Consider the following 13,117-nt stretch of genomic DNA (forward strand, 5'->3'; position numbering starts at 1 on the left):
TGCCGCTGGTGCCTGGTGCCTGGTGCCTGGCGCCTTGGCGGTGTGGCGGTGTGGCGGCCTGGCCATGTGGCGGCTGGGCGGGTGGCTGCCTGGCTGCTCGCGGCCCTGCTTCACCTCCTCCTGTTCGCAGCCCGGCCGCCGACGTCACTTTCGGTAATCGTCAGGGGTGTCACACCGTCGCCACCGGGCACTCGCCTCGCCCCCTTTGCTCTGCAACCATCCACGCACCAGCTACGGACAGTGGCTGGCGCATCCGCGGCTGCAGAGCAAAGGGGGCGCGAGGACAGTCGGCCGGCTCGGTGATCGCGAGAAGAAAGCGCTGGTCAGCGGGGTAAGCTCTGAAACGAGGCCGCTCGCGCTTGGAAGCCAGGCAGATTCGACTACTGTGCGTGATATTTTCGGCCCTCACGAGCATCATCACGGTGAGTCATCAGCGATAGGGTCCGCACAGCGGTCGGCCGCGTGCCGGCACGCCGGTGCGGCCCGCAGGCCCACACGCCCGACACGACCCGCACACCGGCAGGCCCGCACACCCGGCACGATCCGCACACCCGGCAGGCCCGTGCGCCCCGGCACGCCGGCACGCCGGCACGCACGCATGCACGCACGCACGCACGCCCGGCACTACGGGCGGCCACGGCTACTCGTTGACCTCCGGGCCCAGCAGGCGGATCTCCTCGATGTCGAGGACGGCCTGCAGCTCCCGCAGGACGATGTCGTCGATCTCGTTCGTGTCCCGCAGCCTGGTGATCTCGCGCCGCTTGTGTTCGAGCACGGCCAGCCGCAGCCGCCGGTCGAGGTCCCGGGCCTGCTCCGCCGACCGGCTCTCCTCGTCGGTGGAGCGGATGTCGTCGAGGTGCTGCTCGTAGTCCGCCCGGATCCGGTCGACCGCGTCCGGCGCCGCGCCGAGCCGGTCCGCGACCTCGGGCAGCACCGCCAGCGCGGCCTCGGTGGCCCGCACCCGGGCCAGGCGCAGCTCGCCGACCCGCCGGGTGTCGCCGACCAGACCCGCCCACCCGACGACGGCGGGCAGCGTGGTGCCCTGGATCAGCATCGTCAGCAGGATGACCACGGCGGTGGCGAAGATGATCAGGTCACGCTCGTGCACACGGGTGCCGGTGGGCGTGGTCACCGGCACCGCGAGGGCGGCCGCGAGGGAGACCGCGCCCCGGAACCCCGCCCACCCGGCCGCCGTCCGCACCCGCCAGTCGACCCGCTCGTCCTGCTCCGCCGCCCGGCGGTCGACGACCAGGAAGGCGAACGCCGCCAGGTGGATCCACACCATCCGGGTCAGCACGACCACGCCGGTCACCACCACCGCGATGGCCATCGCCCGCATCGCCGACAGGCTGGTCACGTCGCGCAGGGCGCGCGGGATCTGCATCCCCAGGAGCACGAAGAGCCCGCCGTTGATCAGGAACGTGGCGAGGTCCCAGAAGCCGTACGCCAGCACCCGGGAGCGGGCCCGGATGACGCGGGGGGCGGCGTACGCCAGCACGAGGCCCGCGACCACCACCGCCAGGACGCCACTGGCGTGCACGAGCTCGGCGAGGAGGAACGCGACGAACGGCGTGAGGACGCTCAGCGCGCCCTCGCGCAGCGGATCGTCGAGCCGCCGCCGGAGCAGGATCACGGCCCAGCCGACCAGCAGGCCGGCGACGACGCCACCGGTCGACGCAAGGACGAACCGCTCGGTCAGCCCGAGCAGCCCCGGCTCGGTGCCGCCCACGATCAGGCCCAGCCCGACGGAGAAGAGCACCAGCGCGGTGCCGTCGTTGATCAGGCTCTCCGCGTGCAGGGTCGTCAGGATCCGGCGCGGCATCCGCTTGGCCAGGCCGGCGACCGCCGCCGCGTCGGTCGGCGCGAGCACCGCGCCGAGCACCCAGGCGGCGGCCGGTTCCACGCCGAACCGCTGCACGACGAGCGACACCGCGACCATCGTCGCCACCACCAGCCCCACCGCGAGCAACGCGATCGCGAGCAGGTTCGTGCGGATCTCGCGCAGGCTGGTGGTGATGCTCTCCTTGTAGAGGATCGCCGGCAGGAACAGCAGCAGCACCACGTCGGGCTCCAGCACCACGTGGGACAGCGGCGGCAGGAGCGCGAGCAGCGCGCCCATCGTGATGAGCAGGACCGGGGGCGCCACGCTGTACCGTCCGCCGAGGGTCGTGCCGACCAGCACCGTGACGCCCAGCACCACGATCAGTTCGAGACCGCCCACGCCGCACCCCCGTCACCGGCCGCCGGCACGGTGACGGGTACGCGCCGGTCGCCTGCCGCTCCACCATCGTGGTACGGCGGTCCGGCGCGGCACCCTCGAACAGGGAAACAGGCACCCCGCCCGCCGGCATCGACGGCGACGGCCCCGGACACGGCACGCCGCACGCCGCGCGCGTCAGGAGCCGGTGCCGTGCCAGGAGCGCCAGAGGGCCGCGTAGGAGCCGTCGGCCGCGACCAGTTCGTCGTGCGAGCCGATCTCGGCGATCCGGCCGTCCTCCACCACCGCCACCCGGTCGGCGTCGTGCGCCGAGAAGAGGCGGTGCGCGATGGCCACGACCGTACGGCCCTGGAGGACGGCCGCGAGGGACCGCTCCAGGTGCCGGGCGGCGCGGGGGTCGATCAGCGAGGTGGCCTCGTCCAGCACCAGGGTGTGCGGGTCGGCCAGCACCAGCCTCGCCAGCGCCAGCTGCTGCGCCTGCGCGGGCGACAGCGGGTGCCCGCCGGCACCGACCACGGTGTCCAGCCCGTCCGGCAGCCCGTCGGCCCACTCCGACGCGTCGACGGCGGCCAGCGCCGACCGCACGGCCGCCTCGTCGACGCCCGGTCGCACCATCGCCACGTTCTCCCGCAGCGTGCCGATGAAGACGTGGTGCTCCTGGGTGACCAGGGCGACGTGCGTACGCAGCTCGGACAGGGGCAGCTCGTCGAGTCGCCGGCCGGCCACCGTGACCGAGCCGGTACGGGGCGCGTGCACCCCGGCGAGCAGCCGGCCGAGCGTGGACTTGCCGGCGCCCGAGGGGCCCACCATGGCCAGTTTCTCCCCCGGCTCCGGCAGCAGGGTCACCCCGTGCAGCACGTCCCGGCCCTCCCGGTACGCGTACCGGACGTCCCGGGCGGCGAGCCGCCGCTCCCCCGGTGGCGGAGGATCGGGCGGGCCCGCAGAGCCCGCGGCGGGCCGGGTCGGGGAGCCGGCCGGCGGGTTGGCGTCGGCCACCCCGAGCAGGCGCGCCATGGAGGCGCCGCCGACCTGCAACTCGTCCAGCCAGGAGAGCAGCCGGTCGACCGGATCGATCAACGCCTGCACGTAGAGCGTGGCGGCGGTGACCTCGCCGAGGCTCACCCAGCCCTTCAGGTGGAACCAGCCGCCGATGATCAACGTGGCCACCACCGGCAGCACGTAGCCGATCTCGGCGATCGGGAAGAACACCGTACGCAGCCGCAGCGTGTAGCGCTCGGCCGCGTACGACCGGCGGATGTCGGCGTCGGTGCGGGCCCGGCGGCGCGCCTGCTGCCGCAGCGCCTCCGTGGTCCGCGAACCCTCGACGGTCTCGCTGATGCCGTCGGTGATGTCGGAGTAGGCGGCATTCTCCCGCAGGTAGCCGGCGGGGGCGCGGCGCAGGTACCAGCGGGTGCCGGCCCACAGCAGCGGCACCGCGAGCAGGCAGGGCAGCGCGAAGAGCGGGTCGACCAGGAGCAGCGCGCCGACGATGAAAAAGCCGGTGACGATCGCGATCAGCGTCTCCGGCACCGCGAACCGGACCGTCCGCGACAGCGCCGAGACGTCCCGGGACGTCCGGGTGAGCAGGTCGCCCGTGCCGGCCCGCTCCACGGTGGCCAGCGGCAGCGCCAGGATCCGGTCGACGAACTCCTCGCGCAGCTCGGCCAGCACCCGCTCGCCGAGCCGGGCCGACGCCAGGTGGGCGAAGCGGACCAGCACCGACTGCACCAGCACGAACCCGGCGATCAGCAGGGCGATCCGGTCCACGGTGACGCCGGACGTGCCCCGGGAGATCCCCTCGACCAGGTCGCCGAGCAGCCACGGCGCGACCAGGCCGGCCGCAGCGGCCAGCGCGTGCAGGCCGAGCGCGACCCCGAGCGCCCTCGGATGCCGGCGGGCCAGCGTGCGGGCGTAGCGGCGCACCTGGCGCCCGTCGGCGACCGGCAGTGCGGTGGCCATCAGTCCTCCCCCCGGCTGACCGTCGCCCGGTAGCGCGGCTCGCCGTCGAGCAGTGCGGTGTGCGACCCCTCGGCCACCGCCTTGCCGTCCTCCACGAAGATCACGTGGTCGGCGCGGTGCAGCACGAGCGGGCTGGTGGTGCAGACCAGGGTGGTGCGGCCCGCCCGGGCGGCGCCGAGCCGGTCGGCGATGCGGGCCTCGGTGTGCGCGTCGACGGCGCTGGTCGGCTCGACCAGCAGCAGGATCTCCGGGTCGGCGACCAGCGCCCGGGCCAGCCGCAGCCGCTGCTGCTGGCCGCCGGAGAACTCCCGGCCGCGCTCGGCGACCACGCTGTCCAGCCCCGCCGGCAGGGCCTCGACGATGTCGGTCGCGCTCGCCGCCGCCAGCGCCGCTTCGAGCGTCGCGTCGTCGGCCCGGTCGTGCGGGTCCAGCTCCGCGCGGAGCGGGCCGGTGAACAGGTGCGCGTCGTTGTCGGCCACCAGGATCCGCTCCCGCACCGTCGCCAGCGCCACCTCCCGCAGCGGTACGCCGTGCAGCGTCGCGTCCGAGTCGACGTACCGGCCGAGGCGGTCCACGATTGCCGCCGCGTCCTCGGGGGCGGTGGCGGCGAGCGCGGTGAACCGGCCCGGCCGTACCGTCACGCCGGAGGCCACGTCGACCAGCTCGCCGGGGCCGTCCGGCAGGGCGGCCGGGCGGGCCGGGTCGAGCAGTTCCGGGGTGAGCCGCAGCAGCCGCACCACCCGCCGGGCGGCGACGTGTCCCCGGGTCAGCTTGTCCACCGCCTCGGTGAGCTGCCGCAGCGGGCTGACCAGGAACGCCGTGTAGCCGTAGAACGCCACCAGCTCACCGGCGCTGATCTCGCCGCGCAGTGCGAACCGGGCGCCCAGCCAGGTGACCAGCACGAGGAACGCCCCCGGGAGCAGCACCTGGGCCGCCTCCAGCAGCGACTCGACGCGGGCCACCCGCAGGCCGTCGGCGCGCAGCGCCTGTGACCGCGACCGGTAGCGGGCGGAGAGCACCGGCTCGCCGCCGACGCCGCGCAGCACCCGCAGCCCGGAGACGATGTCGCCGGCCCGGGCGGTCAGCGCCCCCTCCGAGTCCCGGTACGCCTGCTGCTGCCGGTGCAGCGGCCGGATGAGCAGCCCGACGACCGCCATCAGCAACGGCACGCCGAGCACCACGACCAGCCCGAGCGGCACGGAGGCGCCGAGCAGGAGCACCCCGACGGTCACGATCGCCACGATCGCGCCGGCTCCCCGGGCGGTGATGTCGATGGCCGAGCCGATCTGGCTGATGTCGGCCGTACCGATGCTCACCACCTCGCCGGCGGAGACCCGGCGGGGCAGCGCGGCGCCGAGCCGGTTCGCCGCGCCCACGGTCAACTGCACCGTCCGGTACGCCCCGGCGAGGAAGTTGTGCACCGCGCAGTAGTGCCGCAGGATCCCCGCGGCTGCCTGGAACACGCCCAGGCCCAGCAGCACCAGCCCCCAGGTGAGCAGCGCCTCCTCGTCGCGGCGGGTGAGCCCGTCGACCGCCCGGCCGACGGCCGCCGGCACCAGCGCCTGGGCGACCATCCAGACGACGCCCAGCAGGATGCCGACGGTGAGCAGCGCCTTGTGCCGCCCGGCCAGCCACACGAGGTAGCGGGTCGCCGAGCGGATGTCGGGTACGCCGGGGTCACCGGCCGGTGAGAAACGCATGGCCCACCGACGCTAGGTGGCGGGCCGGTCACCCCGCCAACCAATTACCGCCTCGGAGTGCCGCGGCTCACGTATCCTCCGTCGTCGACCGGCCGGCCCGGCCTCAGCGGTCGACCTGCGTGAAGTCCCAGGAATGCGGCGGGCGGGCCAGCAGCGTCGCCGGCGGCTCCGGCAGCGGACGCGGGTTGCTGCGCCACTTGGAGATGACCACCACCCGGTGGTCGGTGGAGGAGAACACCTCGCTGGACAGGTGCATCGGGTCGTGCTCGAACTCCGGCAGCGCGGTGTCGCACACCCAGGTGATCAGGTCCGCGGCGCCGTACGGCTCCGCCCGCGCCTCCCACATCCGCACGATCACGTCAGCCATCCTCGGGTTCAGACGCTGACTGTCGTCAGCGGCATGGCGGAGTCGGCGGGCAGGTCCAGCCGGCTCGGCGCGACACCCGAGGCGACCAGGTGCGAGCCGAGGGCGGCGACCATCGCGCCGTTGTCCGTGCAGAGCCCGGGGCGGGGCACCCGGACCCGGATGCCGTACGCGGCGGCGCGGTCCTCGGCCATCGCCCGCAGCCGGGAGTTGGCCGCCACGCCCCCGCCGATGACCAGCGTCTCGACGCCGGTGGTCCGGCAGGCGTCCAGCGCCTTGCGTACCAGCACGTCGCAGACCGCCTCCTGGAAGGACGCGGCCACGTCGGCGACGGGCACCGCCTCACCCGCGCGCTGCCGCGCCTCGACCCACCGGGCCACCGCCGTCTTCAGCCCGGAGAAGGAGAAGTCGTAGCGGTGGGCGGCGAGGTCCTTGGGGGCGGTCAGGCCGCGCGGGAAGCCGATGGCGGCCGGGTCGCCGGCCCGGGCCTCCCGGTCGATGTACGGGCCACCGGGGAACGGCAGCCCGAGCAGCCGGGCCACCTTGTCGAACGCCTCGCCGGCCGCGTCGTCGATGGTGGCGCCGAGCGGGGTGACGCCCCGGGCCAGGTCGTCGACGAGCAGCAGGGAGGAGTGCCCGCCGGAGACCAGCAGGGCGATCGCCGGCTCGGGCAGCGGACCGTGTTCCAGGGTGTCCACGGCGACGTGCGCGGCCAGGTGGTTGACGCCGTAGACCGGCTTCTCGGCGGCGAGCGCGTAGCCCTTCGCGGCGGCCACCCCCACCAGCAGCGCGCCGGCCAGCCCCGGGCCGGAGGTGACCGCGATCGCGTCGATGTCGGCGAGGGTCACCCCCGCCTCCTTCAACGCCCGGTCCATGGTCGGCACGATGGCCTCCAGGTGGGCCCGGCTGGCCACCTCGGGCACGACGCCGCCGAAGCGGGCGTGCTGCTCGACGCTGGAGGCGAGCGCGTCGGCCAGCAGGGTGTGCCCGCGTACGATGCCGACCCCGGTCTCGTCGCAGGAGGTCTCGATGCCGAGGATCAGGGGTTCGTCAGTCATCGCTCACATCCTGCGTGCGCTGCATGACCAGCGCGTCGGTGTTGCTCGGTTGGTAGTAGCCGCGCCGTACGCCGATCGGCTCGAAGCCGTACGTCGCGTAGAGCTTCTGGGCGGGGGCGTTGTCCGCCGCGACCTCCAGCAGGACGCTGCGGAGGCCGAGCCGGGCGGCCTCGGCGAGCAGCGCCTCCAGCAGGAGCCGGCCGACGCCGCGCCGCTGGGCGTCCCGGCGCACCGCGACGTTCTGCACCCACGCCTCGTCGGGCGGGGCCACGGCGAGCCCGGCGTAGCCGAGCAGGTCGCCGTCGTCGCCGGTGGCAACCAGGTAGAAGTGCCCGTTGGCCAGCTCGTTCCAGAACATCGCCGCCGACCACTGCTCGGCACCGAACAGGTCCGCCTCGATCGGCAGCACCTCGTCGACGTGCCACCACCGGAACCGCCCCAACCGCACACTCACGGCAGCACCTCGGCTCGCGACTGCGGAGCTCGCAGGCCCGGCTCACTCCTCGCGCTCACGGCAGCACCTCGGCTCGCGACTGCGGGGCTCGCAGACCCGGCTCACTCCTCGCGCTCACGGCAGCACCGGCTTGCGGGCCGTCGCCGCCACGGCGTCCGGGCGGCGCAGGTAGAGCGGGGTGAGCGCCTCCGAGGGGGCGCCGGCCCGGATGCGCGCGGCGGCCAGGGTCGCCAGCACGGCCGCGTCCGGGTAGCGGGGCTCGTCGCGCACGGGCAGGCCGAGCGCGTCCGCGTACCGGTGCGCGCCGTCGCCGACCGCGGCCGTGACGGCCAGGCTCCGGGCGCGCTCGGCGGCGACCGCCGGCACGGACACCTCCGGGCCGACGATCCGCTGGCCCGCGCCGTCGTAGACCGCCCAGTAGATCTCCCGGCGGCGCGCGTCGCTCGCCGCCAGCACCGGCTCGCCGGCGGCCGCCGGGTGTCCGATGGCGTCCAGCGAGCAGACACCGTACGTCGGGACGCCCAGCACCTGGCCGATGGTGGCGGCGGTGACCAGCCCCACCCGCAGCCCGGTGAACGGGCCGGGGCCGAGGCCGGCGACGATCGCCCCCAGGTCGGCCGGGCGGGCGCCGGCCTCGGTGAGCACGGCGTCGACCTGCGGCGCGAGCAGTTCACCGTGGGCGCGGGCGTCGACCGTGCAGCGGTGCGCGCGGGCCGCGACACCGTCCGCCGCGACCTCCACCAGCGCCGCGGTCACCGCGGGGGTCGAGCTGTCCACCACCAGTACGAGCACGGTGAGCCAGCCTAGTCGCCCCCGTGGTCACCCCCGGTCACGCCCCGGCCGGGTGGGACGAGCGGAGAGGCCGGTGGCGCGGGCGGCCGGGGGTCAGCTCGGGGTGCGGAACTTGCGCAGGAAGGCCGGCAGCAGCCAGGGGCGCCGCCCGCTGACGCGCACCTTGCCGGTGAGCACCGCCCGGGCGCGGCTGACCCGGCCGAACATCATCAGGTTGAGCGTCCCGGGATCGTGGTCGATCCGGGCGTCGGCCCGTGCTCCCGGGTCGGCGAACGTCATCCGCCCCCGGTGCAGCAGGAGCCGGACCGGTGCGGCGTACGCCGAGCGGAACTCGACCACGACGGGGCGTTCGCTCGGCGGCGCGCCGCCGTCGATGAGCCGCCCGTAGCCGTGCCGGACCACGCCGGCCACGAACAGCTCCATGAACAGCGCGGCGTCCCGGCCGGGGAGCGACCACGGCCGCCCGGCGACGCGGGCGACGTCGTGACCGTGGATGAGCAGCTCGTTGACCAGGTGTGCGCAGAGGCCGGCGAGGGGCACCCGGGCCCCGCCGAGCCAGGGCACCGTCTCGTCGGGGCGCTGATCCTCGCAGACGGCCAGGAGCCGCCCGACGTCGGCCCGCAACCGGTCGGCCAGGGCCTGCGGCTCGCGCTCGGTGAGGTGCCGCAGCAGCACGTCGTTGAAGTCCGCCACCGTGTCGACGGTGACGTCCGGGAGCTGCCGGTGCAGACCCGGCACCGGCAGGGGCGGATGGTCCGGGTCCACGAGGCACGCGTAGTACCACGCCAGGGAGCCCACGTGGGCCAGCGTGTCGGCCACCGACCAGTGGGCGGTGGCCATGGCCCCGGGTGGGGTGGCGCGGACCAGGTCGAGGAAGCGGTCGGTCTGCTCCGCCAGCGCCGTCCGCGCCACCCGCCACCGCTGTTCGCTGACCGTCGCCGCCATCGCCGCCTCCCGGCTCGCGTCGCTGCTCGGCGAGGTCGGCACCGCCACGGCGTACGCGCCGACCGACCGCTCGCAGCACAGGCTACAACGGACGGTCACCGCACGGTGACCGCGAAAGTGCGCAGCTGTCAGCCGGCGGAACGCTCCCAGTCGACCGTGGGCAGGCCGGCGTCGGCGAGCGCCTTGTTGGCCGCGCTGAACGGGCGGCTGCCCAGGAAGCCGCGCGGGTTCATCGGGCTGGGGTGCCCGGCCTCCAGCACCACGTGCCGCGGGTTGGTCACCAGGGCCGCCTTCTTGCGCGCGTAGCCGCCCCAGAGCAGGAAGACCACCCGCGAGTCCATCGCGTCGAGCGCCCGGATGGTGGCGTCGGTGAACTCCTCCCAGCCACGGTTGGCGTGCGAGCCGGGCGTCGCCTCGCGGACGGTGAGCACGGCGTTGAGCAGCAGCACGCCCTGCGCCGCCCAGCCGCTCAGGTTGCCGCCGCGCGGCTTCGGCACGCCGAGGTCCTCGCCCAGCTCCTTGAAGACGTTGCGCAGCGACGGCGGCACGCTCACGCCCTCCCGCACGCTGAAGCTGAGTCCGTGGGCCTGCCCCGCCTTGTGGTAGGGATCCTGCCCGAGGATCAGCACCCGGCAGTCGGCCGGGGCGCAGAGCCGGTAGGCCGAGAAGAGGTCCTCGACCGGCGGGAAGACGGTGCGGGTCGCGTACTCGCCCGCGACGAACCCGGCCAGCGCGGCGGTGCGGGCCGGGTCGAGGTGCGGGGTGAGCACGGCACGCCAGTCCTCCGGCAGCAGAGCCGGCAGGTCCAGGGTGGGGGCGTCGTCGGGCATCGGCAACCTTTCGCCTGTCGAATCCGTCCCGCGCACTCTAGGCAGCCGGTACGACAGCGCTCACCCGAGGGCGGTCAGGCGCTGCGCCCAGTCGCCGCCGACCGGCTCCAGCTCGACCACCCGGGTGTCGTCGTCGCGCCGGTCGACGCGTACCCGCAGGTGGGCGTCGACGAGCTGCTCGACCAGGCCCTCGCCCCACTCGACCACGGTCACCGACTCGTCCACCGAGGCGTCCAGGTCGAGGTCGTCGATCTCGGCGCGCGGGTCGGCGGCGTCCCCCAGCCGGTACGCGTCGGCGTGCACCAGCGCCACCGTGCCGCCCCGGGCCGGGTCGGGCCGGTGCACCCGGGCGATCACGAAGGTGGGCGAGGTGACGTCCCCGAGCACCCCGAGCCCGGCCCCGACGCCCCGGGTCAGCGCGGTCTTGCCGGCGCCGAGCGGCCCGGTCAGCAGCAGCAGGTCGCCGGCGCGCAGCAGCCCGGCCAGCCGCCGCCCGAACTCGTGGGTGTCGTCGACGGTCGGCAGCTTCACGACGTGGCTCACAGCGCCTCCAGGAACCGGACCAGCGCCGTGTTGACCTCGTCGGCGTGCTCCAGCATCACCACGTGCCCGCTGTCGGAGATCTTGACGAACTCGGCGTGCGGCAGTCGCCGGACGATCTCCTCGGAGTGCGTCACGGGGGTGATCATGTCCTTGTCGCCGACGACCACCAGCACGGGGGTGTCCGCCAGCGCGGCGAGCGCCGGGAACCGGGAGTGCGTGGCCAGCGTCCGCAGGTAACGCGTCACCGTGTCGGCGGAGGTGCGGGAGTTCATCGTCTCGACGTACGACACCAGGGCCGGGCTGGGCTGGCGGGTGCCGAAGCCGTACCTGCGGGTGAGTAGCCAGGCCACGTTGGTGGTGGATCTGCGCGCCCGGTCGATCACCGGGCCGCCGTAGCGGGTGACGTTGCCGACCATGTGCAGCACCGGCGCGCCGACCCGGCCGAGCAGGGCGGGCGCGACCAGCTTGGTCTCGGCGATCAGGCCGCCCGAGGTGGCCATCAGCACGGTGCCCACGACCCGGTCGCCGAACAGCTCCGGAAACAGCTCGGCGAACGCCATGATGGTCATTCCGCCCATCGAGTGGCCGACCAGCACCAGCGGCCCCTCCGGGGCGGTCCGGTCGATCACCTCGCGCAGCGTCCGGCCGAGCGCGGTGAGGTCGTATTCGCCGGTCTCCAGCCGCCCCGACCGGCCGTGCCCGGGCTGGTCGTAGGCGACGATCCGGTGCTCGCCCCGCTCGGCGAGCAGCTTGCGCTGGAAGTGGAAGGTGCCCATGTCGAGGCAGAAGCCGTGCACCAGCACCACGGTCGGGTTGCCGGGCACGGGCCGGGTCGGCTCCACCACCTCGACGTGGATGTCGGTGCCGTCGGGCATCTCCAGCCGGAAGGAGTCGTCGTACCGCTGCTCGCCGAAGACCTCCCCGGCGTACCGGTCGGTGGGGTCGGCCTTGAGCTTGCGGACCAGGGCGCGTTCGGTGGCGACGCCGGCCGCGAGCCCGGCGGCGGCGACCCCGACGGCGGCCAACGCGCCGATGGCCGCCCTGGCGTGTCCGGTACGCGGCAGCGGGATGCGGGAACGGGTCGTCACGGGCGCTCGCCGTCGTAGACGCGGGGCACCCGGGTGCCGCCGAACCGCGTGACGATCTCGTAGTTGATGGTGCCGACCGCCTCGGCCCAGTCGTCGGCGGTGGGCCCGCCGTCGGCGCCGCTGCCGAAGAGGGTGACCTCGTCGCCGGCGGCCACCGGGTCGTCGCCGCAGTCGAGCACGAACTGGTCCATGCAGACCCGGCCCGAGATCGTCCGGCGCTTGCCGCCGAGCTGCACCGGGCCGCTGTTCGAGGCCTGCCGGGGCACCCCGTCGGCGTAGCCGAGCGGCACCACCGCGAGGTTCGCCGCCCGCTCGGTGGTGTAGGTGTGCCCGTACGAGACGCCGGAGCCGGCGGGGACCCGCTTGGCGAGCATCACCCGGGCGCGGGCGGTCATGGCCGGGCGCAGCCCGTAGCGCTCGCCGACCACCGGGGAGAGCCCGTAGACGGCCAGCCCGGGTCGGACCAGGTCGAAGTGGGTGTCCGGCCGGGTCAGGGTGGCCGCCGAGTTGGCCAGGTGCCGGTAGCGCGGGCGCAGGCCGGCCTGCTCGGCCATGCCGATCCCCTCGTGGAAGACGGCGATCTGGCGGTCGATGGTCGGGTGGCCGGGCGAGTCCGCGTACACGAAGTGGCTCCACACCCCGACCACCTCGACCAGGCCGTCGGCCTGCGCCTTGGCGGCGGCGTCGAGCAGGGCCGGCCAGTCGGCGACGGTCGCGCCGCCCCGGGCCAGCCCGGTGTCGATCTTGAGGTGCAGTCGGGCCGGCCGGCCGGCGGCGCGGCCCGCCGCGACCATCTCGTCGAGCTGGGGCAGGCTGGCGACGCCGAGGTCGACCCCGGCGGCGACGCCCTCGTGCAGCGGCAGCCCGGGCGCGAGGAGCCAGGCCAGCACCGGCACGGTGATCCCGGCCCGGCGCAGCGTGAGCGCCTCGTCGAGCGTGCAGACCCCCAGCCAGTCGGCCCCGGCGTCGAGGGCGGCGCGGGCGGCCGGGACCATGCCGTGGCCGTAGCCGTCGGCCTTCACCACCGCCATCAGCTCGGCGGCGGTGCCGGACCTCAGCCGGCTCACGTTCTCGCGGATCGCGTCCAGGTCCACGCGCACCTCGGCCTGCCACATGCCCCCAGCCTACTTTCCACGCCGATCCTCCCGGCCAAGGCCGGCGCAGCC

The 13,117-nt window shown here is 74.9% G+C and carries 12 protein-coding genes; all 12 read right to left on the bottom strand.

The genetic code is table 11. The features are described from left to right. Window positions 1-640: 640 nt before the first annotated feature. The 12 genes from AC0OO9_RS10480 to alr all read right to left on the bottom strand — a co-directional run bounded on the left by AC0OO9_RS10480 (window position 641) and on the right by alr (window position 13,066). Window positions 641-2,221: a Na+/H+ antiporter gene (locus tag AC0OO9_RS10480; protein ID WP_484517110.1), complete on the bottom strand. Its 1,581-nt coding sequence runs from the start codon at window positions 2,219-2,221 to the stop codon at window positions 641-643. 174 nt (window positions 2,222-2,395) lie between these two features. After that, window positions 2,396-4,177 carry an ABC transporter ATP-binding protein gene (locus tag AC0OO9_RS10485; RefSeq protein ID WP_484517111.1) on the bottom strand — a complete coding sequence of 594 codons (1,782 nt, stop codon included), beginning with the start codon at window positions 4,175-4,177 and terminating at the stop codon, window positions 2,396-2,398. Beyond that, window positions 4,177-5,877 carry an ABC transporter ATP-binding protein gene (locus tag AC0OO9_RS10490; RefSeq protein WP_484517112.1) on the bottom strand — a complete coding sequence of 567 codons (1,701 nt, stop codon included), beginning with the start codon at window positions 5,875-5,877 and terminating at the stop codon, window positions 4,177-4,179. Before AC0OO9_RS10490 ends, AC0OO9_RS10485 begins: the two co-directional genes overlap by 1 nt. A 103-nt stretch (window positions 5,878-5,980) precedes the next feature. After that, on the bottom strand, window positions 5,981-6,235 hold the full coding sequence (locus tag AC0OO9_RS10495; protein ID WP_091627865.1) for a hypothetical protein: 255 nt from the start codon (window positions 6,233-6,235) through the stop codon (window positions 5,981-5,983). A 17-nt stretch (window positions 6,236-6,252) separates the two neighbouring features. Then, window positions 6,253-7,299: a tRNA (adenosine(37)-N6)-threonylcarbamoyltransferase complex transferase subunit TsaD gene (tsaD, locus tag AC0OO9_RS10500; protein ID WP_484517113.1), complete on the bottom strand. Its 1,047-nt coding sequence runs from the start codon at window positions 7,297-7,299 to the stop codon at window positions 6,253-6,255. Next, the gene (gene rimI, locus AC0OO9_RS10505; RefSeq protein WP_484517912.1) at window positions 7,292-7,747 is read right to left on the bottom strand and encodes a ribosomal protein S18-alanine N-acetyltransferase; all 456 of its coding nucleotides are present in this window, start codon (window positions 7,745-7,747) and stop codon (window positions 7,292-7,294) included. The genes tsaD and rimI overlap by 8 nt, the downstream gene beginning before the upstream one ends. 120 nt (window positions 7,748-7,867) lie before the next feature. Further along, window positions 7,868-8,545, bottom strand: a complete 678-nt coding sequence (gene tsaB / locus AC0OO9_RS10510) for a tRNA (adenosine(37)-N6)-threonylcarbamoyltransferase complex dimerization subunit type 1 TsaB (protein WP_484517114.1) — start codon at window positions 8,543-8,545, stop codon at window positions 7,868-7,870. 93 nt (window positions 8,546-8,638) lie between these two features. Then, window positions 8,639-9,589 (bottom strand): maleylpyruvate isomerase family mycothiol-dependent enzyme, encoded by a 951-nt coding sequence (locus AC0OO9_RS10515; protein ID WP_484517115.1) that lies wholly within the window; start codon window positions 9,587-9,589, stop codon window positions 8,639-8,641. A 29-nt stretch (window positions 9,590-9,618) separates the two neighbouring features. Further along, complete coding sequence (gene ung / locus AC0OO9_RS10520; RefSeq protein ID WP_484517116.1) at window positions 9,619-10,320, bottom strand: uracil-DNA glycosylase; 702 nt, start codon at window positions 10,318-10,320, stop codon at window positions 9,619-9,621. 60 nt (window positions 10,321-10,380) lie between these two features. After that, a complete protein-coding gene (tsaE, locus tag AC0OO9_RS10525) occupies window positions 10,381-10,863 on the bottom strand; it encodes a tRNA (adenosine(37)-N6)-threonylcarbamoyltransferase complex ATPase subunit type 1 TsaE (protein ID WP_484517117.1) in 483 nt (160 codons plus the stop codon). Continuing rightward, the gene (locus AC0OO9_RS10530; protein WP_484517118.1) at window positions 10,860-11,951 is read right to left on the bottom strand and encodes an alpha/beta fold hydrolase; all 1,092 of its coding nucleotides are present in this window, start codon (window positions 11,949-11,951) and stop codon (window positions 10,860-10,862) included. Before AC0OO9_RS10530 ends, tsaE begins: the two co-directional genes overlap by 4 nt. Next, window positions 11,948-13,066 carry an alanine racemase gene (alr, locus tag AC0OO9_RS10535; RefSeq protein ID WP_484517119.1) on the bottom strand — a complete coding sequence of 373 codons (1,119 nt, stop codon included), beginning with the start codon at window positions 13,064-13,066 and terminating at the stop codon, window positions 11,948-11,950. Before alr ends, AC0OO9_RS10530 begins: the two co-directional genes overlap by 4 nt. Window positions 13,067-13,117 lie beyond the last annotated feature (51 nt).

This window comes from Micromonospora sp. USAFONa4, from assembly GCF_057197825.1.

What these genes read in the sequence shown, in the direction of transcription:
- AC0OO9_RS10490 (WP_484517112.1), bottom strand. Translation starts at nt 5,877, where the DNA reads ATGCGTTTCTCACCGGCCGGTGACCCCGGCGTACCCGACATCCGCTCG.
- AC0OO9_RS10485 (WP_484517111.1), bottom strand. Translation starts at nt 4,177, where the DNA reads ATGGCCACCGCACTGCCGGTCGCCGACGGGCGCCAGGTGCGCCGCTAC.
- alr (WP_484517119.1), bottom strand. Translation starts at nt 13,066, where the DNA reads ATGTGGCAGGCCGAGGTGCGCGTGGACCTGGACGCGATCCGCGAGAAC.
- ung (WP_484517116.1), bottom strand. Translation starts at nt 10,320, where the DNA reads ATGCCCGACGACGCCCCCACCCTGGACCTGCCGGCTCTGCTGCCGGAG.
- tsaD (WP_484517113.1), bottom strand. Translation starts at nt 7,299, where the DNA reads ATGACTGACGAACCCCTGATCCTCGGCATCGAGACCTCCTGCGACGAG.